18 protein-coding genes and 1 tRNA gene are annotated in these 26,285 nt (G+C 67.0%); 6 read left to right on the top strand and 13 right to left on the bottom strand.

The window, feature by feature from the left end:
• Positions 1 to 195: 195 nt before the first annotated feature.
• On the bottom strand, positions 196 to 1,113 hold the full coding sequence (locus DCO49_RS12275) for a LysR substrate-binding domain-containing protein (protein ID WP_116864265.1): 918 nt from the start codon (positions 1,111 to 1,113) through the stop codon (positions 196 to 198).
• 140 nt (positions 1,114 to 1,253) lie between these two features.
• On the opposite strand from DCO49_RS12275, the gene DCO49_RS12270 reads away from it, so the two are divergent.
• Together DCO49_RS12270 and DCO49_RS12265 are read left to right on the top strand one after the other, a co-directional pair.
• On the top strand, positions 1,254 to 1,955 hold the full coding sequence (locus DCO49_RS12270; protein ID WP_116864264.1) for a pirin family protein: 702 nt from the start codon (positions 1,254 to 1,256) through the stop codon (positions 1,953 to 1,955).
• Positions 1,956 to 2,128: 173 nt separating this feature from the next.
• Positions 2,129 to 3,268, top strand: coding sequence for an MFS transporter (locus tag DCO49_RS12265; protein WP_116864263.1), 1,140 nt, complete (start codon positions 2,129 to 2,131; stop codon positions 3,266 to 3,268).
• A gap of 15 nt (positions 3,269 to 3,283) precedes the next feature.
• Here DCO49_RS12265 and DCO49_RS12260 read toward each other — a convergent pair whose 3' ends face one another.
• Positions 3,284 to 4,429 carry an alpha/beta fold hydrolase gene (locus DCO49_RS12260; RefSeq protein WP_116864262.1) on the bottom strand — a complete coding sequence of 382 codons (1,146 nt, stop codon included), beginning with the start codon at positions 4,427 to 4,429 and terminating at the stop codon, positions 3,284 to 3,286.
• A gap of 182 nt (positions 4,430 to 4,611) precedes the next feature.
• Between DCO49_RS12260 and DCO49_RS12255 the strand changes: the two genes are divergently transcribed.
• Together DCO49_RS12255 and DCO49_RS12250 are read left to right on the top strand one after the other, a co-directional pair.
• A complete protein-coding gene (locus DCO49_RS12255; RefSeq protein WP_116864261.1) occupies positions 4,612 to 5,958 on the top strand; it encodes a cytochrome c in 1,347 nt (448 codons plus the stop codon).
• A complete protein-coding gene (locus DCO49_RS12250) occupies positions 5,955 to 6,878 on the top strand; it encodes a c-type cytochrome (RefSeq protein ID WP_116864260.1) in 924 nt (307 codons plus the stop codon). Before DCO49_RS12255 ends, DCO49_RS12250 begins: the two co-directional genes overlap by 4 nt.
• Before the next feature lie 164 nt (positions 6,879 to 7,042).
• Here the strand turns inward: DCO49_RS12250 and DCO49_RS12245 are convergent, their stop codons facing one another.
• A complete protein-coding gene (locus DCO49_RS12245) occupies positions 7,043 to 11,710 on the bottom strand; it encodes an ATP-dependent helicase (protein ID WP_243402731.1) in 4,668 nt (1,555 codons plus the stop codon).
• Positions 11,711 to 11,819: 109 nt separating this feature from the next.
• On the opposite strand from DCO49_RS12245, the gene DCO49_RS12240 reads away from it, so the two are divergent.
• Together DCO49_RS12240 and DCO49_RS12235 are read left to right on the top strand one after the other, a co-directional pair.
• Entirely contained in the window at positions 11,820 to 14,165 is a 2,346-nt protein-coding gene (locus DCO49_RS12240; protein WP_116864258.1) for a TonB-dependent receptor, read from the top strand.
• 114 nt (positions 14,166 to 14,279) lie between these two features.
• A complete protein-coding gene (locus DCO49_RS12235; RefSeq protein WP_116864257.1) occupies positions 14,280 to 14,705 on the top strand; it encodes a DUF4189 domain-containing protein in 426 nt (141 codons plus the stop codon).
• Between the two features lie 209 nt (positions 14,706 to 14,914).
• Here the strand turns inward: DCO49_RS12235 and DCO49_RS12230 are convergent, their stop codons facing one another.
• The 10 genes from DCO49_RS12230 to DCO49_RS12185 form a co-directional block, all read right to left on the bottom strand.
• Positions 14,915 to 15,886: an HNH endonuclease gene (locus DCO49_RS12230; protein ID WP_116864256.1), complete on the bottom strand. Its 972-nt coding sequence runs from the start codon at positions 15,884 to 15,886 to the stop codon at positions 14,915 to 14,917.
• A 621-nt stretch (positions 15,887 to 16,507) separates the two neighbouring features.
• Positions 16,508 to 16,600 (bottom strand) — tRNA-Ser (locus DCO49_RS12225).
• 79 nt (positions 16,601 to 16,679) lie between these two features.
• Complete coding sequence (gene csrA / locus DCO49_RS12220) at positions 16,680 to 16,883, bottom strand: carbon storage regulator CsrA (RefSeq protein WP_079221459.1); 204 nt, start codon at positions 16,881 to 16,883, stop codon at positions 16,680 to 16,682.
• Positions 16,884 to 17,034: 151 nt separating this feature from the next.
• The gene (gene alaS, locus DCO49_RS12215) at positions 17,035 to 19,683 is read right to left on the bottom strand and encodes an alanine--tRNA ligase (RefSeq protein ID WP_116864255.1); all 2,649 of its coding nucleotides are present in this window, start codon (positions 19,681 to 19,683) and stop codon (positions 17,035 to 17,037) included.
• A 108-nt stretch (positions 19,684 to 19,791) separates the two neighbouring features.
• The gene (gene recX, locus DCO49_RS12210) at positions 19,792 to 20,280 is read right to left on the bottom strand and encodes a recombination regulator RecX (RefSeq protein ID WP_116864254.1); all 489 of its coding nucleotides are present in this window, start codon (positions 20,278 to 20,280) and stop codon (positions 19,792 to 19,794) included.
• Between the two features lie 111 nt (positions 20,281 to 20,391).
• Complete coding sequence (gene recA / locus DCO49_RS12205; protein WP_079221456.1) at positions 20,392 to 21,429, bottom strand: recombinase RecA; 1,038 nt, start codon at positions 21,427 to 21,429, stop codon at positions 20,392 to 20,394.
• A 218-nt stretch (positions 21,430 to 21,647) separates the two neighbouring features.
• Positions 21,648 to 22,283: a transcriptional repressor LexA gene (gene lexA, locus DCO49_RS12200; RefSeq protein WP_079221455.1), complete on the bottom strand. Its 636-nt coding sequence runs from the start codon at positions 22,281 to 22,283 to the stop codon at positions 21,648 to 21,650.
• 165 nt (positions 22,284 to 22,448) lie between these two features.
• A complete protein-coding gene (gene ubiB, locus DCO49_RS12195; protein WP_116864253.1) occupies positions 22,449 to 24,131 on the bottom strand; it encodes a 2-polyprenylphenol 6-hydroxylase in 1,683 nt (560 codons plus the stop codon).
• A 35-nt stretch (positions 24,132 to 24,166) separates the two neighbouring features.
• Positions 24,167 to 24,661: a CinA family protein gene (locus DCO49_RS12190; RefSeq protein ID WP_116864252.1), complete on the bottom strand. Its 495-nt coding sequence runs from the start codon at positions 24,659 to 24,661 to the stop codon at positions 24,167 to 24,169.
• Positions 24,662 to 24,728: 67 nt separating this feature from the next.
• Complete coding sequence (locus tag DCO49_RS12185) at positions 24,729 to 26,036, bottom strand: MFS family transporter (protein ID WP_108768477.1); 1,308 nt, start codon at positions 26,034 to 26,036, stop codon at positions 24,729 to 24,731.
• Positions 26,037 to 26,285: the final 249 nt, after the last annotated feature.

Genomic DNA, 26,285 nt, shown 5'->3' with positions numbered 1-26,285 from the left:
GGGTGGGTCCGGTTGAGGGGGTGTGAGCGGCATGGATGCCGCGACCAAGCCTACATGGACGTATTTACGGCGTCCCCCTCAACCGGACCCACCCCGCCAACCCACGGATAACCATCTGTTGCTGTTGCTGTTGCTGTTGCTTCGGCAGGTGCAGGGCTGCAAGCCCTGCAAAAAGCATCCACGCATGGCGTGGCTCTACTGGCCCATCGCCTGCCACCACTGCGCCAGCAGCTCCGGCCTGCGCAACCGCTCGCGCCACCAGCGCAATGCCGCACCATCCTCACCGGTGCGCCACGCCAGCCAGAACGTCTCCTCCGGCTTCGGCTCCTCCACCTCGCGGATCACCAGCTGGCCACGCGCCACCGCTGCGCGCACGCAGGGCTCGGGCAGGAAACCGAATCCCACACCCTCGCACTGCAGCTTCAGCTTGCTGGCCATGTCCGGCACCGTCAGCATTTCCTGGCCCATCAACAGGCCCACCGTGCGTGGCAGCAGGCGGCGCGCGGAATCGGACACGGCGATGGCGCAGTGCTCGGCCAGCTGCTCGCGGCCCAGCACGCCCGGCGCCCGCGCCAGCGGATGATCCTGTGCCACCGCGAACACGAAATCGACGCTGCCCAGCGGCTCCACCACATAGCCGCCACCACTGGGCCCCTCGCCCGCTGCAGCCACCAACAGGTCGGCGCGACGGTCCAGCAGCGCCTCCCAGGTGCCGGATAGCGCTTCGCCGAACAGGCGCAGGCGCGTCGGCGCCTCAATGCCACGGAACGCTGCAATGTCCGGACCCAACAGCCAGGTCGGGAACATCGAATCCACCGCCAGGCTCAGCTCGGCCTCCCAGCCGGAGGCCACCCGGCGCACCCGCAGCTCCAGCTCGCGGGCGGCGCGCAGCAGGTGACGACCCTCGTCCAACAGGGCGCGACCAGCCTCGGTCAGCTCCGCGCGGGGGCCGACCCGGTCGAACAGCTGCACTCCCAGATCCTCCTCCAGCTTGGCCACGGTGTAGGAGATAGTCGAGGGCACCTTGTGCAGGGCCTTGCCGGCGGCGGCAAACGAGCCGCGGCGGTCGATGGCATCCAGGATCTGCAGGGCATCAAGGCTGAGTTTGAGCATTCGAAATTTTCGATGATGGCTGTCAAAACTATCCGTTTTTCAAACCCAGGGTGCAAGCGGATACTTCTCTCCAACGGGGAAACACAGCGGCCACCGGCCCGCCCCGCCTCATCGAAACCATCGAACAAGGAGAAATCATCATGCTGCAGATCCGCAAGAGCGCTACCCGTGGCCTGGCCGAGCATGGCTGGCTGTCCTCCCGCCACACCTTCTCCTTCGCTGGCTACTACGATCCGCGCTACGTCAGCTTCGGCCCGCTGCGCGTCATCAACGAAGACAAGGTCATCGGCGGCCAGGGCTTCGGCACCCACAGCCACAACAACATGGAAATCATTTCCTACGTGCTGGGCGGTGCGCTGGAGCACAAGGACTCGATGGGCACCGGTTCGGTGCTGCGCTACGGCGACGTGCAGGTGATGAGCGCCGGCAGCGGCGTCAGCCACAGCGAGTTCAACCACTCGACCACCGATCCTGTGCACTTCCTGCAGATCTGGGTCTTCCCGGACAGCGAGAACATCGAACCCTCCTACCGCGAGACCCACTTCGCGCCGGAGACCAAGCGCGGCCAGCTGCGCCTGATCGCCTCGCCGGACGGTGCAGACGGTTCGCTGCGCATCCAGCAGGATGCCCGCATCTACGCCACCATCCTCGATGGCAGCCAGAAGCTGCACCACGCACTGGGCAATGGTCGTGGCGCCTACGTGCAGGTCGCCCGTGGCCAGCTGCAGGTCAACGGCATCACCCTCGATGCCGGTGACGCGCTGCAGGTCAGTGACGAAGCACAGCTGACCCTGGAGAACGGCAACGACGCGGAAGTACTGGTGTTCGACCTGCCGCTGTAAGCGCTGCGCCGTAGCATGCAGCGAGGCCCGCGATGCCCACCGGTATCGCGGGCTTCTGCATGTGTGGCGGGCGGGGCTGCATTCGTATTCGCAGCGGGATGACACGAATGGCACTTGCCCAAGCCGACTGAAAACGTTTTCATGACAGGGATTCTCCGGAGCCTTCCCCGCGCATGACGCCTTCTTCCCCGCGTGCCCAGCAGCACGCCACCCGCGCCGCCTTCTTCATTCCCGGCTTTGCCACCGCTGCCTGGGCGCCGATGGTGCCCTATGCCAAGGCCAAGGCCGGGCTGTCCGATGCCAGCCTGGGCGCCGTGCTGCTCTGCCTGGGCCTCGGCTCGCTGCTGGCCATGCCGCTGGCCGGCGCACTGAGCGGACGCCTGGGCTGCCGCCGCCTGATGGTCATCACCACCGCACTGATCCTGCTGGCGCTGCCGCTGCTGTCGCTCGCGCCCACGCCGCTGGCACTGGGCGCGGCGCTGTTCCTGTTCGGTGCCGGTGTCGGCGCCATGGACTGCACGATGAACATGCAGGCAGTCGCGGTCGAACGCGATGCCGGTCGCGCGATGATGTCCGGTTTCCACGCGTTCTACAGCATCGGCGGCTTCGTTGGTGCCGGCTGCATGACCGGCCTGCTGTTGCTGGGCACGCCGTTGTGGATGGCGGCCCTGCTGTCGATCGGCGCGCTGCTCGTGGTGGCCCTGTTGTCGGCACCGCACTGGCGCGCGCAGCGCATCGCCCATGACGGCCCGATGCTGGCCATTCCGCATGGCGTGGTGCTGTTCATCAGCGTGCTGGCCTTCATCGTGTTCCTGGCCGAAGGTTCGATGCTCGACTGGAGTGCAGTGTTCCTCGCCGACGTGCGGCAGGTGCCGCGCGACCAGGCCGGTGCCGGCTTCGCGGTATTCACCCTGGCGATGACCGCGATGCGCCTGTTCGGCGATGGCATCGTCGAGCGCCTCGGCCGCACGCGCACGATCATCATCGGCGGCATCACCGCGGCAACGGGCTTCGCGCTGGCCACGCTGGTGCCCTCCTTCGCGGTGGCACTGGTCGGCTACGTGATGGTCGGCCTGGGCTGTGCCAACATCGTGCCGGCGCTGTTCTCGATGGCCGGGCAGCAACGCGCGATGCCGGAGAGCATCGCCATCACCGCAGTGACCACGCTGGGCTACGCCGGCATCCTCGCCGGCCCGGCGGCCATCGGCGGGCTGGCCCATCTCACCACCTTGGGCATCGCGTTCCTGTGCGTGGCCGCGCTGCTGCTCGGCGTCGCCGCCTCGGCCCGCGGACTGGCACGCCGCCTGCCGTAAACAGGAAGAAGACGCTCAGCTGCGGCTGGGCGCAGCGGCAGCGGTGTCGCGGACCAGCCACTCGGCTTGCGCGGGCAGCTGCGGCGCCGGGCAGGTCGCAGGCGGGTGGTGTTCGTCCTGCGCCATCCAGTCGTCGACCACGCCGGCCAGCAGGTCCAGGCGCAGCGGCAGGGTGATGTGGTCTTCGCCGCGCATCTCGATGTAGTGCGCGCGCGGATTGGCCTGGGCCAGTTCGCGGCCCTGGCTGACCGGAATGTGCTGGTCGCCCTGCCCGTGCAGCAGCAGCACGCAGGCGCGGGTATCGGCCAGCGCGCGGGCCACGTCCACCTGGTCCAGGTCGACATCGATGCGGCGGCTGGCCGCGGCGATCACCTGGTTGATGTCCTGGCCGCCGTAGCGCCAGCGCGCGTAGGACGCGACCGCCTGCGCCTTCAGGCCTTCCGGCTGCAGCGCCATCAGGTGCGGGATCATCGTGCGGATGGCTACGCCGGCATTGGCGAACGATTCCATCGCCACCACGCCGGCCACCTGGTCGCCAAGCTTGTCGGCGGTGAACACAGCGGTGGCCGCGCCATAGGAAACGCCGAACAAGTACAGCGGGCCGGTCACTTCGCCACGCGCGCGCAGTTCGCCGATCACATCGACCACGTCATCCGATTCATAGGTGCCGTAGCCGGATGGCCCGTGCCCGGACTGGCCGTGGTTGCGCAGGTCCAGGTTGACCACGCGGTATCCCGATTCGGCCAGCTGCAGCGACCACGGCAGCATCGAATCACCGTTCATCATCCAACCGTGCAGCAGCACCACGGTGCCGCGCGGCGCCTGCGCACGGAACGGCTGCGGCACGGTGAGACTCAGCCCGGTGTCCAGCGGCTGGCCGTTCTCGTGGCGCTGCGGCAGGTAGTGGTAGCGGGCGCCGTAATCGCCCGGGTCGAACACCCGCCAGAAGATCGGCACGCCATCCCGGCCCGGCGCGAAGCCATGGCGGTTGGGCAGCTCGGCGATGGCCGCGGCGATGCGCGGCTGGTCCAGCAACGTGGACACGCCACCGGGCGCGATCAGCTGGTCACTGAGCGAGGTGGACGAGGCGGTGATCGAGGATGAGCATGCAGCCAGCCACAGGCCGGCGCACGCCAGCAACAGCAGCAGCGGGCGTTTCATGGGCAATCGGGGAAAGGTGCGACAGCGTGGCAGGGTAGCGGGCGCAACCGGGCGCATCTATCGCAGGTCGATGACGGGTTGATGACAAGCCGGGATCGATTCAGCTTCGCCGTCTGTCGTTCACGGACAAAGCATTGATCCGGATCAATGAGAGCGCCCGAGCGATTGCCGACAGTGCAGCCATGCGCATTTCGCTCAAGCTCCTTCTTGCCCTGGCCGCCGCTGTCGGTGCGGCCTGGGGCATCGCCCGCAGCACGCCGTACTGGTTCGCGCCGCGCCAGCCTGCCGTGGTCGACATCCACGAGCCAGCCTTGATCGCGCGCGGCCAGTACCTGTCGCGTGCGGCCGACTGCGCCGCCTGCCACACCGCGCCCGGCGGCCGGCCCTTCGCCGGCGGGTTGGGCATGCAGACGCCGATGGGCACGCTCTATTCGACCAACATCACGCCGGACCCGGCCACCGGCATCGGCGCCTATGACTATGCCGATTTCGAGCGCGCGGTCCGCCGCGGCATCCGCCATGACGGCCAGCCGCTGTATCCAGCCATGCCCTACGCCTCCTACGTGATCGCCAGCGACGACGAGATCCGCGCGCTGTATGCCTATTTCATGGGTGCGGTGCAGCCGGTGCGCCAGCACAACGCCGACAGCACCATCCCCTGGCCGGTCAACATGCGCTGGCCGCTGGCGTGGTGGCAGCTGCTGTTCGCCCGCCCGCGCAGCTTCGTTGCCGACCCGTCACTGGACGCCGGCCAGCAGCGCGGCGCCGAACTGGTGGAAGGGCTTGCCCATTGCGGCGCCTGCCATACCCCGCGCGGCGTGGCCTTCCAGGAAACCGCGATGGCCGACGATGAAGGTCGTCGCTTCCTCTCCGGCTCGGTGCTGGAAGGCTGGTATGCGAAGAACCTGCGCAACGAGGCCACCGGCCTGGCCAGCTGGAGCCAGGACGAGATCGTGCAGTTCCTGCGCAGCGGCCGCACCGATCGTTCCGCGGCCTTCGGCGGCATGGCCGACGTCGTCGAACACAGCACGCAGTACCTGACCGACGCCGACCTGCTGGCCATGGCCCGTTACCTGAAGCAGTTGCCGCCGCGCGCCGGCCGCAGCACGCAGTGGATTGCCGGCCCCGACACGACCACCACCGCGCTGCGCGACGGCGACTACCGCGGGGAGGGTTCGCTGGCCTATGCCGAGCACTGCCAGGCCTGCCACCGTGCCGATGGCCGTGGCATGCCGCGCATCTACCCTGCCCTGGCCGGCAACTCCATCGTCTTCGCCGATGACCCGAGTTCGTTGGTGCAGGTGACCTTGGCCGGTGGCCGCACGCCGCGCACTCCGCACGACCGGATGGCCTTCTCGATGCCCGGCTTCGAGCATCTGCCGAACGCCCAGCTGGCGCAGATCCTGACCTTCATCCGCAGCAGCTGGGGCAACCAGGCCAGCGCGGTGAGCGAAGCCGACATCGCGCGCATGCGCAGGGTGGTGCGCGACAAACCCGTGCACGTAGTTCCGCAGGAGGTGGCACCATGAGGCGCGCACACAAGTGCAGGAGCGCGAGCATCGTCATTGCCATCGGCGTATTGGTGGTAGCCGCAGCCGGCGCACTGCTGTACGCGTACCGCCATCCCTCGCTGGATGCCACCCCCACCACGCTGGACATCCTCGACGCACAGGGCTCGCGGGTCGGCGCGTACCATATGCCCAGCGCCGAAGAGATCGCCAGCCTCGGCAATGGCGATGCGGTGATGTACGGCCGCCGCCTGCTCAACGAGACCTCACGCCTGCTGCCGGACAACGTGGGCAATGACCTGAATTGCAACTCCTGCCACATGGCCGAGGGCAAGCGGCCTTTCGGCAACCACTACCTCAACACCGGCGGCGGCAGCTACCCGCGCTACATGACCCGCCCCGGCAAGGAGATCGGCCTGGTCGAACGCATCAACGGCTGCCTGCAGCGTTCGATGAACGGCAAGCCGCTGGCCCGCGACGCGCCGCCGATGCGCGCGATGCTGGAATACATGGCCTGGCTGAGCCGCCCCGTACCCGACGGCGCGCGGGTGGCGGCGCCAAGCGAAGGGCCGATCGATTCCTCGCTGGTGCCCGACCGCATGCGCGGCCAGGCCCTGTATGCAGCGCAGTGCGCCGCCTGCCACGACGACCACGGCGAGGGCCGCCGCGACGGCAGCGGTGATATCGCCTTCCCGCCGCTATGGGGCGAGCGCAGCTTCAACATCGGCGCGGGCATGGCGCGGCTGTACAAGGCGGCCAGCTTCATCAAGCACAACATGCCACCGGCCGCCAGCCGCGAGCCACCGCTGGGCCAGCAGGTGCTGCCGGACCAGGACGCCGTGGACATCGCCGACTACTTCATCCATCAACCCCGGCAGGATTTCGCCGGCAAGGGCAATGACTGGCCGCGCGACCCGAAGCCGAAGGACGCACGCTACTGAGCGCTTCGAGCATGGCTGCGCGGTCCCGTGGAGCCGAGCCGATGCTCGGCTGCGCGGTGCTGTAGAGCCGAGCCCATGCTCGGCTAAGTCGAGCAAGCTCGACGCTACGAAATGCAGCCGAGCGTGGGCTCGGCTCTACAAGAACGGTCGAGCTCTGCTCTGCGTCAGCCGTTCCAGCCCAGCCCGCGCGGCTCATTGCTGAATCCCGCCGCGCGCAGGGCATCAACGGCGTGCCCGCGATGGACGGGCTCGTCGTTGATCCGCTCCAGGGTGAAGGACAGCCGCCGGCCACGCCGAAGGCCAACGGCCAGCGCCTGTGCCGCCGCTGCCCAACGCGTGGGCGCGTCGTGGGCCGTGTCGTCGATCCAGCTGGTCAGCTGGCGGCCGCCCTGCGGCAGGTACAGCTGCAGGCGGCCTTCGCCGATCACCACCATCGCACCGGCCCGTCGCACCGGACGCGGCCCGGCGATCGACTGGGGCCACGGCAGCAGGCTGCCGAAGGGGTTGGCGGGATCCAGCGCCGACAGCGCAACCCAGGCGCCATCCCCGCCAGCCCGCTCGGCGCTGGCACGCAGCCGGTCGATGTCGTCGCGCTGGGCGAACTGAGCACCGCCCATGCCTTCCACGAAGCGACCCCGCAGCAGCTGGCCCGCATCCTCCATGGTGCGCAGCACCGGGCGCAGCGCCGGGAATCCACCGGCCACGGCTTCGCTCATCGCTGCGCTGCGGGTGACCACCCTGTAGCGGTCCAGCAGCGCCTCGGTCTGCGCCAGCGCGCGCAGCGTGTCACTGGCCCGCTCCCGCGGCAGCAGCGACCAGCGTCCTGTCAGCGTCGGCCCCGTGCTGCTGGCCAGCTCCAGTCCTGCGGTGCCCGTCGTCAGTGGCACGAAGGCAAAGCCGCGGCGGCGGCGCGACACCGGCGTCGGCCGCGCCCGTGCAGGCCGCGCTCCGCCCAGCGCACGCAGCGGCGCCCACAGGTCACTGCTGATCTGTCCGCGCCAGGCCAGCTGCCACAGCGCCGTCTGGAAATCCGCACCCGCCGTGTCTGCACCGACCAGTCGCGGCTGTACCTGCATCACCAGTTGCCGGGCAAAGAACGCACCGCCGTCGGCCAGCGCCTGCAGGATGGCCTGCTGCATCGGTGAGTCTTCGCCCTGCACCGGTGTGACCGGCAGCGTTTCAGCGGCACGCTCGCGCAGGTGCAGCGACACCAGTCCATCGTCGTCGCCCAGCCGGCCATGGCCAACCCAGAGCACTGCGCCGGTGGCCAGCAGTTCATCCAGCAGCGCAGGCGTGTAGCCGGGCACGCGCGCGGGCAGCACCTGCTGTTCCCACAGCGATGCCGGCAGTGGCAGCCCCGCCAGTTGTTCAATCACCTGCAGCACGCCTTCGCTGTCGTTGCTGCGTGCGCCCCCGGGCAACACACCCTGCCCCTGCAGCAGCAGACCGACATAGGCCTGCACCGATACCGGGCGGGTCGCCTCGCGGGCGGCCTGCAAGGAGCGCAGCCGCAGCCGCTGCAGCACCTCCGTGCCCACCCATTCATGGCCTGCACGCGACGAAGCTGCCGCGTCGTTCTCGTTCGCCGCACGACGATCCAGGCCGAAGCGGCCGCGTACGACCCGGCCCTGTTCCTGCAGCACGTGCAGGGCAGCATCCACCACCGCCACGCCGAGACCGAAACGGGCGGCCACGCTGCCACTGCTGAAGGGCCCATGGGTGCGCGCGTGGCGGCTAAGCAGATCGCCCAGCGGATCCGGCACAGGGGCCAGGAATACCTCGGCCACATCCGCACGCGGGATGATGCCCAGGGCATCGCGCAACCGCGCGGCATCTTCCACCGCCGCCCACTGCTGGGCCCCTGCGACGGGGACGCGGATTGCACGACCCGCCGCGCGCAGTGCGTGCAGCCAGGCATCCGCCTGCGCGGGCTCGTTGATGCGCTGCGCGACGTCCACGACCGGCAGCGGGCCCAGCTCACGCAGCAGGTCGGCCACGCCTTCGCTGCCACGTGCGTGGCGGGCCGGATCCAAGCGTTGCAGCTCGCGCTCCACGGTTGCCACCACGGCATCGTCCAGCAGTTCACCCAGATCCACCTCGCCGAGCAGTTCCGCCAGCAGGCCACTGTCGAGCGACAGCACCGATGAACGCCGTTCGGCCAGCGGTGCATCGGCTTCGTACATGAACTCGGCGACATAGCCGAACAGCAGGTTCGCCGCGAACGGCGATGGCACGGCCGTATCCACCTCGACCACCTGGACCTGGCCGGCCTGCACGCGCAGCATCAGCGCATCCAGTGCATCAAGGTCGTAGACGTCCTGCAGGCACTCGCGCGCGGTCTCCACCAGGATCGGGAACTCATCGTGGCCACGGGCGATTTCCAGCAGCTGCCCCGCACGCAGGCGCTGCTGCCACAACGGCGAGCGCTTGCCCGGCGTGCGCCGCGGCAGCAGCAGCGCGCGCGAGGCACACTCACGAAAACGTGCGGCGAACAACGCGGAACCGGCGACCGAGCGATTGATGACCTGGCGCAGGTGGGACGCATCGAACAGGAACAGTTCCGCGCCAGGCGGTGTGCCGCTGCGGTCGGGCATGCGGACGATGATGCCGTCGTCACTGGCCACCACGGCCGGATCGATGCCGGCCTGCTCGCGCAGGCGCGCAGCCACCGCCAGCGCCCAGGGATCGTGCACGCGGCGGCCGTAGGGCGAATGCAGCATCACCCGCCAGTCGCCGAGTTCATCACGGCAGCGCTCGACGACCAGGCGCAGGTCAGTCGGCAGCACACCGGTGGCCTGCTGCTGTTCCGCCACAAGCGCCAGCATGTTGCTGATCGCGCTCTCATCCAGGCCGCGATCGCGCAGCCGGGCGAGCAATGCCGGCGACGGCTCGGCAGCGCCACCAGGCTCGGTCTCGAGTTCCGCCAGGAAGGCGCCGGTGGCCTGCCCCAGCTCGGCCGGGCGGCCGATGCCTTCGCCCCGCCAGAACGGCAGCCGCGCCGAGCGCCCCGGCGCCGGCGTCACCACGACCTGGTCAAGGGTGATCTGGTCGATGCGCCAGGACGTTGCGCCGAGGGTGATCACATCATTCACCCGCGACTCGTGGACCATCTCCTCATCAAGCTCGCCGACACGGCGCGATCCCGCCTGTTCTTCGCCTTCGGGCAGCACGACGGCATACATGCCACGGTCGGGAATGGTGCCGCCGCTGGTCACCGCCAGCTGGCGGGCGCCAGGACGTGCGGTCAACGTGCCGGTCTTCCGGTCCCATACAAGCCGCGGACGGAAACCGGCGAACTCATCGGACGGATAGCGGCCGGCCAGCATGTCCAGCACCGCGTCAAAGGCACTGCGCGGCAGCGTGCGGTACGGCGCAGCCCGGCGCACGCGTGCGAACCAGGCCTCGACATCGAGTGGCTCCATCGCTACCGCAGCCACGGTCTGCTGGGCCAGCACATCGAGCGGATTGCGCGGCGGATCGAGGGCTTCGATGCGTCCATCCAGCATGCTGTCGACCACCACCACAGCATCGACCAGATCACGGCGCGTGCGCGGATACAGCAGGCCACGCGACAGGCCGCCCACCTGGTGGCCGGCACGGCCCACCCGCTGCAGTGCACTGGCCACCGAAGGCGGCGCCGCGACCTGGATCACCAGGTCCACCAGGCCCATGTCGATGCCCAGCTCAAGACTGGAGGTGGCGACCACGCAGCGCAGGTCACCCGACTTCAGCGCCTGCTCGATGGCGGCGCGCTGTTCCTTGGACACCGAGCCGTGGTGCGAGCGGGCGATCACCGAGGCCGGCGTGGTGACACGGTTCACCGTGCTGCCGGTGAACGATCCGTAGGCGGCTGTAGTCGCAGCATCCGCTTCGCTCGCAGGCTCGACGCCCGTGCGCTCGGCATGCAGCTCGTTGAGTCGTGCAGTCAGCCGTTCCGCCACGCCACGCGAATTGCCAAAGACAATCGTGGAGCGATGCCGCATCACGTTGTCGAGAATGCTGGCTTCCACATGCGGCCAGATCGAACCGGTGCGCGCGCCGGCCCCGCGTCCTTCGCCGGGACCGTGCACGACCAGGTCGGTCATGTCCTCCACCGGCACCACGATCTTCAGTTCCAGCTGCCGCTGCGAAGGCGGCTGCACCACCTGCACCGGGCGATCACCGCCGAGGAAGGCGGCAACACCCTCGACCGGGCGCACCGTTGCCGATAGGCCGATGCGTTGTGCAGGCACCTGCAGCAGCGCGTCGAGCCGCTCCAGGCTCAGCGCCAGGTGCGAGCCACGCTTGCCGCCCGCCACCGCATGGATCTCATCGAGGATCACCGTATGCACATCGCGCAGGATCTCCCTCGCCTGCGAGGTCAGCATCAGGTACAGCGACTCTGGCGTGGTGATCAGGATGTCCGGCGGGCGCCGCACCAGGCGTGCGCGGTCACTGCTGCTGGTATCGCCGGTACGCATGGCCACGGTCAGGGCAACCGCCGGATCCCCACGTTCGCTGCGCCGCGCACTGATGCCCTGGAGGGGCACCTGCAGATTGCGCTGCACATCGCTGCCCAGTGCCTTGATCGGCGACAGGTACAGCACGCGCGTGCGCGCCACGGGCTTCGCCGCCGGGTCGCGGCGTGCGTCGCCATCGCGCTCGGCGAACACCTGGTCGATCGCATGCAGGAACGCGGCCAGCGTCTTGCCCGACCCGGTTGGGGCCACCACCAGGGTGTGTTGGCCTGCGGCGATCGACGCCCAGGCCTCGTCCTGCACCGGCGTCGATGCTGCGAACGCGGAACGGAACCAGTCACGGGTGGCGGGATGGAAGTGCTGTGGGGAATCCAAGGCAGGGCCGGTCGCCATCGATGATGGGTCCGATGATACGGCGAAGAAATCGTTTGTCGTTACGAATAGTTACGTTATAACATTTCACGCCATTTTTACGGAGCGTGTCATGCGTCGCCACCTGCTAGCTGTAGCCATCCCCCTCGCCCTTCAGTCCGTCGCCCTCCATTCCGCCAAGGCGGCGGACGCGCCTACCCTTCCCACCCTGCAGGTGGAAGCCAGCCAGGCCTCACGCATCGACAGCCGGGTCACCGTCGACAACCCGCAGGCCCAGAACCGCACCCTCGGCGGCCTGCTCGAGCATGTCTCCGGCGTGCAGAACAGCGCCTTCGGACCCAACGCCGGCGCGCCAGTCATCCGCAGCCTCAGCGGCAACCGCGTGCAGATCCTGCAGGACGGGCAGTCGGTGCTGGGCATGAACGCGATCAGCGGCGACATCAACATTCCCTTCGACCCGCTGTTCGTGCGCAGCGTCACCGTCAACAAGTCCTCCGACACGGTGCGCTACGGCGGCAACGCGATCGGCGGCAGCGTCGAGGTCGATTCCGGGCTGATTTCGCGCACGATGGAAGACAAGGACCAGTCGATGGAACTGGTGCTGCGCAAGGGCTTCAACGCGGCCGATGCGCAGGGCTTCCGCATGAACTTCAACAACCAGCGCAACGTCTCCACCAACCTGCAGGTCTCGCGGCAGCGCATTTCGCACTACGACATCCCTGGCAACAGCAAGGCGGCGGCCTGCAACAGCCAGCTGTTCCCGGCCGCCGGCGGCGTCAACTCGGCGCTGGCCGATGCCTGCCAGAAAGAGGCGCGGGTGCAGCAGGTCTACAACAAGGCCTCGCAGCCCTACATCGACCAGTTCATGACTGAGAACCCGGACTGGGCCGATGGCGAGTTCTCCTTCTACACCAACAGCCCAACCTCGGTCTGGCAGCGCCAGACCTACGTCAATCCGGTCAACCCGGATTACGTCGCCGGCACGCCGTCCTATGTGCAGAAGCGGATCAACAACGACGTCACCCCGGACTACCACCACCGCCTGGGCAACAGCTACTCACGCAGTTCGCAAGTGGCGCTCGGCTCGACCCTGTTCTTCGACCGCGGCTACGTGGGTGTCAGCATCGATGCCAAGGACAGCGAATACGGCGTGCCGGGTTTCTCGATGCAGAACCTGTCGTTCGGTTCCAACTACGCCGACGGCCTGCCGGTGAGCGTGGTCATCAAGCAGGAGCGCTACGCACTAGAAGCCCTGCTGCGCGACCCGGTGCCGGGCGTCGAGCGTGCCGAGCTGCGCGTCTCGCAGCTGGACAACACCTCCGGCGAACGATTGGGTGCCAGCAAGGCCAACGACTACGATTTTGCAACCACCCAGGCCGAACTGCTGCTGGCCCATCGCCGCATCGGCCCGCTGAGCGGCCTGCTCGGCCTCAGCCAGCAGTCGCGCGAGGTCACCGGCAGCGGTTCGCTCCGCTACCTGCCCAACGTCGATACGCGCAGCCAAGCGGTGTTCCTGAAGGAAACAGTGGACTTCGACTGGGCGTCCTTCGACGCGGGCGTGCGCCACGAACGCGTGGACCACACATTGCGGCCGAGCAGCTTCAAGACGGCGCGCAATTCCGCCAACGCCACGCTGCAGGACCGCGACTTCCGGCTCAACAGCTACAGCATCGGCGCCTACATTGAACTCGGCCCGCTGTTCGCCGCCAAGGTGCGTTACTCCTCCTCGCAGCGCGCACCGGAGATCAATGAGCTCTACGCCAGCAATGCACACTATTCGGTGATGACCCAGGAGGAAGGCAACCAGAACCTGGACCCGGAACGTGCGAAGAACCTCGAGCTGACCGGCCTCTTCCACCTGGGCGGCTTCCAGCTGTCGGCCACCGCCTACCGGATGCGTTACGAAAACTACCTGTACCTGGGCTACTCCGGCCTGCAGACCGCCAACCGCCTGCCGCTGAAGTACTGGAAGCAGACCGACACCACGGTGAAGGGTTTCGAGGTCGACGCCTCGCAGTCACTGACGCTCGGTCGCTTCGGCAGCCTGGAGCTGTCCGCCTTTGCCGACCTGGTGAAGAACAAGGCCGACCATCCCGATGCGCTGCGCGCCCATAACGATGGCGAGTACCTGCCCAACATGCCGACCAACCGTTACGGCGCCACCGTGCAATGGCAGCGCGAAGGCTGGAAGGCGCAGCTGTCAAGCACCTACTACGACACGCAGAAGTACCTGGGTCGCAACGTCAGCGAAGAAGTACCGTTGGATGCGTTCACCCTGGTCGACCTGCAGCTGAGCCGGGAGATTCCCCTGCGCACGACGGCCGTGGCCGGCATGGAGGTCTTCATCAATGGCAGCAACCTGCTCAACGAAGAGGCGCGCCCGCACAACTCGCCACTGAAATACATCGCGCCACTGCCGGGGCGTGGCTTCCAGGTGGGTGTGACCGTGCGCCTCTGAGCCGAGGCCGGCAGCACAGCGCTTGCGGAACGTGAACCGCGGGCGCGATTGCCCGCACGACAGGCTTGATTACCGTTGCCCCTTCGGTCAACCATCGACGAAAAGGAGGATTCAATGAACTGGATGCATGCAATTTCCTGTGCGCTGCTGTTGGGCGTTTCGTCCACTGCAGGCGCGGCCTCGGCCATTGCCTACGATGCAGACGGCGCCTACGGCTACTCGATGAACCAGGCGACGGTGAGCACCTCGATGCAGAACGCGGTGAAGTACTGTGCCGCCCGCTCCCGCAACTGCGGGCAGTCGGCCGTCGCCACCGGAGAGGGCTACTCGGCCATCTTCACCGGAACGGTATCCATGGGTTTCGCCCTGGCCGAGGCCAGTCCCGAGGCTGCGCAGCGCAAGGCAGAAAAGATGTGCCGGGAACGCGGCAACGACTGCACGCTGGCGGTGATGTGGCGCGAGCAGCCGTCGCAGGTGATCGAGCGGCCGTGGCACCCCGGTGCACCGACGCCGACTCCGGCGCCCGGCCGCATTTACTAGTACTGATTCCTGATCGGTTGGACAGCCGCCCAGCGTCGATGACGTTGGGCGGCTGCGGTGCACCCCCGCGGATTGGTAGCTGCCGCGCAGGGTCAGCATCCAGTTGCGCGGTTAGCCCTGGCAGTTGCCCAGGCACCGGCCGTACTGTCCAGGTGCTGGCGCATCACTCCGCTTGCGATACCGTGCCCAGCAACAGCTGGGCAGATGGATCATTCATCCCACCCTTCAAAAACCACTCTGCGGTGGATGCTCAGATAGTGGCGCAAGGCTGCATTCGGGGTGCGGGTAAGACACATGTCCGTGCTCACCATCCCGCGGTTGACCAGATCCTCCTCAACGTCACTGTCGGCAAAACGAACGCGACCGTCATCGTTGAATGTCATGAGGCCCCGATCAAACAGAGCATCCAGCGTTGCCACCAGCGGCAGGCCATTGTTTGCATCCAGACGAGGCTCCAATACGCCCGGCATCGAGGGCGCAGATGTGCATGCCCACGGCTGGACATGCGAAGCCTTTACCACCTCCTGAATATCACAGCCTGTCACTGCACATCGCCCACCCCACAGTGACAGGACATCCCTCCGGAACTTCCCTTGTCCCAGTCGCGCGTCGACAAGCTGCTGACGGGTCGTTGTCGGCGGCAGAGACTGCAGTTCATCAAGGTCACGGATGAGGTCCTCGCCACCCTCGTCCAAGCTCACGGACGCGCTGTAGTCGGTCGGGACGCGTGACCTCCCCTGCACTCGTCTCTCCAGGAAATCTGGCTGGTCGGCGGCCAGCATGCTGCCGAGGGCCGTCATGTCCGAGACGAAACTCTCTTTGCCACCTGCCAGCGTTTCCAGCAGCCATGCCCGGCCACGCGACACCTGCTCCCACTCGTTTGCCTGGTAGTGCCCTTGAAGCACCTTGCGATCACGCTCGGGGCGCAGCGTAAAGCCCAGAAAGTGCTTGCCATCCATCTTTCGAATCGCAAACAGGGGATTCCCGCGCTTGCCTTCCCCAGGGTCCTTCCGGCCCAGGATCAGAGTGGGACCACTCATCCCATTACGCGCGTATGTTGCGATGTATGCATCCAGCGGGCCCAATGCCCGCCGCAATTCGTCCACTGCGACATCCAGGCCTGCACTCTCCTCCAGCGACAACCCCAGTGCAGCAACTTGATGATCTTTGCTGATCAGCATTTCCTTTGCCTCAAATCTAATGATGGACAAGCCGTTTTGGATGGGCCTGTACTCGGATGAGCACCCGGTTCCATTGGAACTTAACGACGAAAAAGCGGAAGTCCACAAAGCTTACGATCAAGCGATATCACCCTAAAAACCGGGCGGTCTGAGCCGCTACGCATGCCTGGATTCCTGCGATCTCGGCGCGCTCCCTCGCTTCACCACTTGGTGCCTGGCAATCATTGGCGCTGGATCCTGCTGTTCGCTCCCCCTCGATGGCATTCCCCGGACACTGCACGCAGCGGCGGCAGCCTGTCGGCTTACCGTTTTCGGCTGCACACCAGCACCCAGCGTGACAGCGAACAACGCGCGTCACCCCAGCGCACTGTGTGCATCAGGCTGCGACGCGTGATCAACGTATCGAACAACGGCCGGCAGCACGCCCCTCCAAAAGAGGGCGACCTTCAGAGTCGCGCATCGGTTGCCACCCGCCCGCACTTCCGCCATCCATTGGTCTCTACGGGACTGGCAAGCGCCACTGCATCGCAGCACGCGCAATAGGTTGCGAACAGGTACTGCCTCATCCCGCACAACGAAAAACGCCCGCAGATCGAGGATCTGCGGGCGCTTTCTTGTATCTGGCGGAGCGAGAGGGATTCGAACCCTCGATAGAGCTTTTGACCCTATACTCCCTTAGCAGGGGAGCCCCTTCAGCCACTCGGGCATCGCTCCGGGGTTTTCTCCGCGTCTGGTGCGGTGCACCTCAGCGGGGCGTGAATCATAACGTTAATCAGACGCGAAGGTAAAGCTTTTATTCGCCGGAATTTTCACTTCCGGTGCTGCCGGCTTCATCACCACGCTGGATGCGCTGGTAGATCTCTTCGCGATGCACAGCAACGTCCTTCGGCGCGGTGATACCGATGCGCACCTGGTTGCCCTTGACGCCGAGCACGGTGACGCTCACCGAGTCTCCGATCATCAGGGTTTCGCCGACGCGGCGAGTCAAGATCAACATTTTAGTAAGTCTCCATGGAACCGTGTGGAAGGGTATCCCCCACCGGCTTGACGCTCCGTCAAGAAGCGTCCCCACGACAAAGGGAAAAGATTTCGCAATGGTACCGTCAGCCGTCCCGCTCCTACAAGGAGGGGGACGGCAGGGGTTCACATCACAGGCGGGGGCTGACCCAGTCGACAACCGCGGCCAGAGCGGTAGCAAGGGCGGGCCCGTCCTCGCCACCACCCTGGGCGAGGTCCGGGCGTCCGCCGCCCTTGCCCCCGATCTGACTGGCGATATGGGACAACAGTTCCCCGGCCTTGACCTTGCCCATTGCACTGCCGTTCACGCCCGCGACCAGGGCGGCCTTGCCGTCCTGGGTGCCGGCCAGCACGATCACGGCGTTGCCCAACTGCTGCTTCAGGCGGTCCATGGCATCACGCAGGGCCTTGGCGTCAAAGCCCTCCAGGCGGGCGGCCAGCACCTTCACACCGGCAACCTCGACGGCCTGGCCGGAGAGATCGGCGGTAGCGCCGGCGGCGACCTTGGCCTTCACGGCCTCCAGCTCACGCTCCAGCTGCTTCTGGCGCAGGCCCAACGCGCGGATCTTCTCGACCACGTCAGCGGCGCTGCCACCCAGCAGTTCCGCCGCTTCGGCCAAGCGGGCCTCTTCGGCCGCCACATAGTCCAGGGCGCCCTGGCCGGTGACCGCCTCGATGCGGCGCACGCCGGCCGAGACACCGCCTTCGGAGGTGATCTTGAACAGACCGATGTCGCCGGTGCGGCTGACGTGGGTACCACCACACAGTTCCGTGGAGTAGTCACCCATCTTCAGCACGCGCACGTTCTCGCCGTACTTCTCGCCGAACAGGGCCATCGCGCCGAAATCAAGCGCTTCCTGCATGCCCATGTTGTGCACTTCGGCGGCGTTGTTGGCGCGCACCTGCTGGTTGACCTTGCGCTCGATCACGGCCAGTTCTTCGGCGCTGATCGACTGGAAGTGCGAGAAGTCGAAACGCAGGCGGTCCGGTGCGACCAGCGAACCCTTCTGTTGCACGTGGGTGCCGAGCACTTCGCGCAGCGCGGCGTGCAGCAGGTGGGTGGCCGAGTGGTTGAGGATGGTGGCACCGCGGCGCTCGCCATCGACCTGGCCGGTCAGCACGTCGCCGACCTTCAGGCCGCCTTCGGACAGGGTGCCGACGTGGCCATGGAACTGGCCCGCGAACTTCTGGGTATCGTTGACCAACAGGCGCACGCCGTTGCCGGCCAGCACGCCGGTGTCACCGACCTGGCCGCCGGATTCGGCGTAGAACGGGGTCTGGTTGGTGATGACGATCACGGCGTCGCCGGCCTCGGCCGACTGCACCGGACGGCCGTCCTTGAGCAGGGCCAGCACGGTCAGGCCGTCGGCCTGCAGGCGATCGTAGCCCAGGAACAGGGTCGGGGTCAGGGTCGCTACCAGCTCGGCCGGCAGGGTCACGCCGCCACCGAACTTGCCGGCGGCACGCGCGGTCTCGCGCTGCTGCTCCATCGCAGCATCGAAGCCGTCGGTATCAACGGTAAGCTCGCGCTCGCGGGCGATGTCCTGGGTCAAGTCCAGCGGGAAGCCGTAGGTGTCGTACAGGCGGAAGGCGTCGACGCCGGGGATCACGCCATTGCTGGCCTTGGCCGCCACGTCCTCGAAGATCTTCATGCCGGCGTCGAGGGTTTCAGCGAAACGCTCCTCTTCAGCCTGCAGCGCACGGACCACGGTGTCGGCCTGGGCCGGCAGTTCCGGGTAGGCCTCGCCCATCAGCCCGACCAGGGTCGGCACCAGCTTGCTGAAGAACGGCTGGCGCACGCCCAGCATCCAGCCGTGGCGCAGGGCGCGGCGGATGATACGGCGCAGCACGTAGCCGCGGCCTTCGTTGGACGGCAGCACGCCGTCGACGATCAGGAACGAGCAGGCACGAATGTGGTCGGCGATCACGCGCAGCGACTTGTTCTCCAGATCGGCCATGCCGGTCAGCTCGGAAGCCTTGCGGATCAGGGCCTGGAACAGGTCGATCTCGTAGTTGGTGTGCACGTGCTGCAGGATCGCCGCCAGGCGCTCCAGGCCCATGCCGGTGTCCACGCACGGTGCCGGCAGCGGCACCAGGGTGCCGTCGGTCTGGCGGTCGAACTGCATGAACACCAGGTTCCAGATCTCGATGAAGCGGTCACCGTCTTCATCCGGCGAGCCCGGAGGGCCGCCGGCGATGTGGTCGCCGTGGTCGTAGAAGATCTCGGTGCACGGGCCGCAGGGACCGGTGTCGGCCATCTGCCAGAAGTTGTCCGAGGCGTACGGGGCGCCCTTGTTGTCGCCGATGCGCACGATGCGCTCTTCCGGGATGCCGACCATGTCGCGCCACAGCGCGTAGGCCTCGTCATCGGTCTGGTAGACGGTGACCAGCAGGCGCTCGGCCGGCAGCTTCCAGACCTGGGTCAGCAGTTCCCATGCCCAGGCGATGGCGTCCTTCTTGAAGTAATCACCAAAGGACCAGTTGCCCAGCATTTCGAAGAAGGTGTGGTGACGCGCGGTGTAGCCGACCTGGTCGAGATCGTTGTGCTTGCCACCGGCGCGCAGGCAGCGCTGGACGTCGGCCGCGCGCACGTAGCTGCGCTTTTCCGCGCCCAGGAACACGTCCTTGAACTGGACCATGCCCGAGTTGGTGAACAGCAGGGTCGGATCATTGCCCGGCACCAGCGGCGCCGACGGGACGATGGTGTGGCCTTTACCCTTGAAGAACTCAAGGAAATCGCTACGGATCTGGGAGGTCGTGAATTTGGCGGGTGCGTTCATTGGGGCTGGCAGTGTGCGGGCCGGCAGCCCCGAACCGCCGGCCTCACTGGCCAGGGTCGTAACGGACCGCCGAAAACCTAAAGGGTATCAGGCCCGGCGCCGCCAGTCTCAGTCATCCGGGTCGAAGCGGGTCGCGCGACGGATGGTGTCCCCGTCGAAGCCCCGCCGGGCCAGCAGATCGGCGGCCTTGCGCCGCTGTGACAAGTCCTGCGGGCCGTCCTCGCCGAAGCGGCGGCGGACCAGATCGCGGGCGTTTTCCTGCCAGTCGCCTTCGTAAGTGTCCATCGCGGCGGCGATCGCCGCGCTGTCCAGCCCATGGGTGCCGAGCTCGGCACGGACATGGATGGGCCCATAACCGGTGTTGGCACGCATCCGGACGAGATTCTCCGCAAAACGGGTGTCGTCCTGCCAGCCGGCCTCGGTCAGCTTGGCCACGGCAGCCTCGGCGGCGTCACCCTCGATGCCACGGGCGGTCAGCTTTCGGGTCAGCTCCTTGCGCGAATGCTCACGCCGCACCAGCAGGCCCAGGGCTCGCTGTACGGGGGTCTGTTCGCGCGGCCGGCGCTTGCGGCCGGTGGGGGCGTCGGCATCGGACATTGCTTACTCCAAGGGTGGCGCCGTCCCTGGCACCCTGCCCGTCCGTGGGCGGTTCGAACCTGCGGGACAGGGCGACGTCACTGACGGCGCCGCCCTGCCCCACAGCAAGTCTTACTCGTCGTCGCCGTCGTCGTCGCCTTCCTCGCGGGCGGCTTCGGACGGCTGGAACTTCTCGCGCAGCTCGGCTTCGAGCTTGGCGGCAACGGTCGGGTTGTCGCGCAGGTAGCCGCGGGCGTTGTCCTTGCCCTGGCCGATGCGTTCTTCACCGTAGCTGTACCAGGCACCGGCCTTCTCGACCAGCTTGGCGTCCACGCCCATGTCGATCAGCTCGCCTTCGCGGCTGATGCCTTCGCCGTACAGGATCTCGGTGATGACCTGCTTGAACGGGGGCGCCAGCTTGTTCTTGACGACCTTGATCTTGGTCTGGTTGCCGATGATCTCGTCGCCCTTCTTGATCGCGCCGATACGGCGGATGTCCAGGCGCACCGAGGCGTAGAACTTCAGCGCGTTGCCGCCGGTGGTCACTTCCGGGCTCTGGCCCGGCATCATCACGCCGATCTTCATGCGCAGCTGGTTGATGAAGACCACCAGGGTGTTGGAACGCTTGATGTTGCCGGTCAGCTTGCGCAGCGCCTGGCTCATCAGGCGGGCCTGCAGGCCCGGCAGTTGGTCACCCATTTCGCCTTCGATCTCGGCCTTGGGGGTCAGCGCGGCGACCGAGTCGACCACCAGAATGTCCACCGAACCCGAACGGACCAGCATGTCGGCGATTTCCAGCGCCTGCTCACCGGTATCCGGCTGCGACAGCAGCAGGTCGTCCACGTTCACGCCCAGCTTGGCGGCGTAGATCGGGTCCAGCGCGTGCTCGGCGTCGATGAAGGCCGCGGTGCCGCCCATCTTCTGGCATTCGGCGATGGCCTGCAGGGTCAGGGTGGTCTTGCCCGACGACTCCGGACCGTAGATCTCAACGACACGACCCTTCGGCAGACCGCCGATGCCCAGTGCGATGTCGAGCATCAGCGAGCCGGTCGGGATGGCTTCGACGGGTTCGACCACGCGGTCGCCCATGCGCATCACCGAGCCCTTGCCGAACTGCTTTTCGATCTGGCCCAGAGCAGCAGCCAATGCGCGCTTTTTGTTCTCGTCCATCGTGTTGCTCCTAGCAGAGGTCATGTCGTTGGGGGTGCTGTCTTTGGGGGTCTTCTTTGCCATGGGTTCACTTTAAGTCGGATGTATCGCACAGGCTGAGATTCTGCCCGGCGCTCAGAAAAGAATTATCGGACATCCGTACCAACCTCAGTGGAACCAGAGAATCGCCACAAAAGACCGCGGGGTAATGCTGGTGGAACAGGGCTGCTGCCAGGGGCTCAGCGATTGGGCCGCAGCAGGCCGCAGTACAGGCCCTCGATCGCGAAATCCTGGTCGGGCAGGACTTCGATCGGCTTGTAGTCGGGATTGCGCGGCAACAGGCGGATGCGGTCCTTGGCGATCTTCAGCAGCTTGACGGTGATCTCGTCGTCGATGCGGGCCACCACGATCTGCCCGGAGTGGGCGTCGCGGGTGCGGTGCACGCCGATCAGGTCACCGTCGAAGATGCCCTCGTCGATCATCGAATCACCCTGCACCTTCAGCAGGTAATCCGGTGCCGGCGAGAAGAACACCCGGTCCAGCACCACGAAGTCGTCCGATCCGATGTCGGCGCCGATCGGCAGGCCGGCGGCGACACGGCCCAGCACCGGCAGGCGCAGGACGCTGTCGGGCAGGCCCGGCTCGGCCAGCTTCTCGATCGGCGGCGCCTGCACCAGGCGGATGCCGCGGGCCTGCCCGGGGATGCGACGGATCGCACCGGCCTGCTCGAGGGCCTCCAGGTGGTACTGGGCCGCGCGCACCCCCTTGAAGCCGAAGGCACGTGCGATTTCAGTCTGCGACGGCGGTGCGCCTTCGCTCTCGATACGCTCGGCGATCAACTGCAGGATCGCCTGCTGGGTGTCGGTCAGGTCCATGGTTAGTAGTATTACTACTAACTGGCGGGTGTGCAAGTGCCTGGGGCGGGTTCTGTAGAGCCGAGCCTAGGCTCGGCAAATGGGGGAGGCGCGGGCGCAGAGAAAAAAGCAGCCGACCAGCGGTCGGCTCTACAGGAATCGCGCAGCGATTCCGCGGTAAGCACGTCACGCGTGCTTACCGCTTCTCCATATCGAGAACAGGATCCACACGCCGCAGAAGCCGGCGCCGACGAAGCCGCAGACGCCCACGGCCAGCAGCCAGCGACTGGAGACGCCGCCTACGCTGTGCATGACGATGGACGAGCCGATGATCAGCGCGGCGGTGACGATGCCCATCACCAGGCGGTTGGCGGCGCGGTTCACCTGGTCGCCGAAGCCCTGCAGCGCGCTGGTTTCCACCCTCAGCTGCAGGCGCCCGCGGCGCGCGGCCTGGACCAGCTTGCGCAGGTCGCGCGGCAGTTCGCCGGCGAAGTCGATCATCCCCAGCAGGCTGCGCCGGCCGCGCTTGAGCAGCGCACGTGGGGCGTAGCGCTGCAGCACCACCCGCTCCAGGAACGGACGGGCGGCGCTGGCCATGTCGAAATCCGGGTCGAGCTGGCGGCCCATGCCCTCCAGGGTCAGGAAGGCCTTGATCATCAGCGCCAGGTCGGCCGGCAAAGTCAGGCTGTAGCTGCGCAGCAGCTGGGTGATGTCGCCCAGCATCAGGCCGATGCGCAGGTCCTTCAGCGGCACGCCACGGTACTGGTCGACGAACTGGCTGATGTCGTGCTGCAGCCGGTTCTCATCGACTTCCACGCCACCGGCCCAGTCCAGCAGCACGTCGGCCACGCCCTGCGGATCCTGTTCGACCAGGCCATGCAGCAGCTGTGCGACCTGGAAGCGGCGCACTTCGGACAGCGCAGCGACCATGCCGAAATCGATCACGCCGATGCGGCCGTCGCGCAGGTAGATGATGTTGCCGGGGTGCGGATCGGCGTGGAAGCTGCCGTCCTCCAGCACCATCTTCAGCACGATGTCGGCACCGCGCTGGGCCAGCTCGCGGCGGTCCAGCCCGGCCGCATCGACGCCGGCCAGATCGCGACCGGGAATACCGTCGACGAAATCCTGGACGTTCAGGCTCTCGCAGGTCCACTGCCAGTGCACCTGCGGAATCAGGATGTCGTCACGTCCCTGGAAGTTGCGGGCGATGCGCTCGGCGTTGCGGCATTCGGCGTCGAAATCCAGTTCGCGGCGCAGTGACACGGTGAACTGCTGGACCACTTCGGCGGGGCGGTAACGGCGAAGGTCCGGCAGTCGCGCCTCGACGATCTCGGCCAGCCGCGCGAGCAGGCGCAGGTCGGCTTCCACCACGTCGCGGATGCCGGGACGGCGCACCTTCAGCACCACCTCGCGGCCGTCATGCAGGCGCGCGCGATGGGCCTGGGCCAGCGAGGCGGCGGCCATCGGGGTTTCATCGAGGAAGGCGAACACCTGCGATGGCGAGGCACCGAGGTCGGCTTCCAGCTGCTCGCGGATGGTCGCATACGGCAGCGCCGGCACCGCGTTCTGCAGTTCGGACAGCTCGGAAATCCACTCCGGCGGCAGCAGGTCGACGCGGGTGGCCAGCACCTGACCCAGCTTGACGAAGGTCGGGCCGAGATCCTGCAGAGCACTGCGCACGCGCACCGGCGCGGTCATGCGCAGCATCTGCTGGCTTTCCTCGTTCCAGTGCAGCAGGCGGCCCGCGCGCTCGAGCACGGTGGCCAGGCCGATGCGCCGGACCACGTCGCCGAAGCCGTAGCGGATCAGGACGGCGGCGATTTCCTGCAGCCGGCCCAGGTCACGGACGGTACCCAGCGTCTCCCACATTGATGCCTACTCCGGTTCCATACCGGGCCAGCATGTCACAGCTGGGCGTCGATGCCATGCAGGGCGGCCGCGACGGTCTGCCGCCGTATGGCTTCGCGGTCGCCATCGAACTGGAACAGCTCGGCGCGGGCATAGCCACCGCGGCGCTTCCAGCCGATCCAGACACTGCCCACCGGCTTGTCCGGGCTGCCGCCGCCGGGCCCGGCGATGCCGGTCACCGCCACGGCGATCCCGGCGCCGGAATTGATCAGCGCGCCGGACACCATTTCCAGCACGGCCTCGCGGCTGACCGCACCGAACTGTTCCAGGGTCTGCGCGCGCACGCCCAGCAGGCGCTGCTTGGCTTCATAGCTGTAGACCACCATGCCGCAGTCGAAGAACGCCGAGGAACCGGCGATATCGGTCATGCACTTGGCGATCCAGCCACCGCTGCAGCTTTCGGCGGTGACCAGTTGCAGCGCGGCCTGCTGCAGGCGCTGCCCAAGCGCGGCGGCCTGGGCGTTGAGATCGGCGTCGGAAGGGAAGGACATCGGTACGGATCGAGGTAGCAACGGTCATCTTGTACCGCAGATCGGCGGCGCTGTCCTCCCTTGCCCTTCAGTGGTCGTGGTGCAGGTAACGGGCCTGGCGCGGCAGGCGGAGGCTGACCAGGAAGGCCACCACCATCATCACCGTGACGTACCAGAAGAACAGCTGCTCATGGCCCAGGCTCTTCAGGCCCAGCGCGGCGTACTCGGCGCTGCCGCCGAAGATCGCGTTGCCGATGGCATAGGCCAGGCCGACGCCGAGCGCGCGCACCTGCGGCGGGAACATCTCGGCCTTCACGATGCCGGAAATGGAGGTGTAGAAGCTGACGATGGCCAGCGCCAGCACTATCAGGCCGAAGGCCGCCCACGGGCTGCTGACGTGCTGCAGGGTGATCAGGATCGGCACGGTGGTGAGTGCGCCCAGCGCACCGAACAGCATCATGCTGGTGCGGCGGCCGATACGGTCGGACAGCATGCCGAACAGCGGCTGCATGCACATGTACAGGAACAGCGCGCCGGTCATGACGTAGCTGGCGGTCTTGATCGGCAGGTGCACCGTGTTGACCAGGAACTTCTGCATGTAGGTGGTGAAGGTGTAGAAGATCAGCGAGCCGCCGGCGGTGTAGCCGAGCACGGTGAAGAACGCGGCCTTGTGGTCACGGAACAGCGCGGACAGGCTGCCGGCGTCCTTGTCATCGCGGTCGGCCTCGCTCTGCGTTTCGTGCAGGGTACGGCGCAGCAGCAGCGCGACCACGGCGGCGACGGCGCCGAGCACGAACGGGATGCGCCAGCCCCAGGCGCGGATCTCGGCCTCGCTGAGCAGCGCTTCCATGATGACGATGACCAGCACCGCCAGCAGCTGGCCGCCGATGAGGGTGACGTACTGGAAAGACGAGAAGAAGCCGCGCTGGCCGCGCAGCGCGACCTCGCTCATGTAGGTGGCGGTGGTGCCGTATTCGCCGCCGACCGACAGTCCCTGGATCAGACGCGCGACCAGCAGCAGCACCGGTGCCATCGCACCGATGGTGGCGTAGGTCGGCAGGCAGGCGACCATCAGCGAGCCGCCGCACATCATGCTGACCGAGATCAGCAGGGACTTCTTGCGACCGAGGCGGTCAGCGATGCGCCCGAACAACCAGCCGCCGATGGGCCGCATCAGGAAGCCGGCAGCGAACACGCCTGCCGTGTTGAGCAGCTGCACGGTCGGGTTGGAGGCGGGGAAGAACGCGCCGGCGAAGTAGATGGCGCAGAACGCGTAGACGTAGAAGTCGAACCATTCCACCAGGTTGCCGGACGAGGCCGACATGATGGCGAACACGCGGTGGCGTTTCTCCGCGGCGGTGTACTGGGGGAGTGCGTCGGGGCTGACGTGGGACATGAAAGGGACTCCGGGGTGCCGTGGGGGCAGACCTTCGGATCATCCGCCCGGCGGGCGTGAGGGGATGTGCACTATCGGGCGGCTCGAATGCGGTAATCGGCCGGGAGTGCGATATGGAGTGTTCCAGCAGGGCTTGCAGCCCTGCACCTGCTAAAAGCCAGAGCAACGGCAGAAGCCGGTTTCCTGAGGGATGGCGGGGTGGGTCCGGTTGAGGGGGACGTCGTGAACCCATCCATGGGGGCTTGGTCG

The sequence above is a fragment of the Stenotrophomonas sp. SPM genome (assembly GCF_003105135.1).
Taxonomy (GTDB): Bacteria; Pseudomonadota; Gammaproteobacteria; order Xanthomonadales; family Xanthomonadaceae; genus Stenotrophomonas.
The sequence above is the reverse complement of the archived record's forward strand: the minus strand, read 5'-3'. Positions and strand labels throughout refer to the sequence as shown.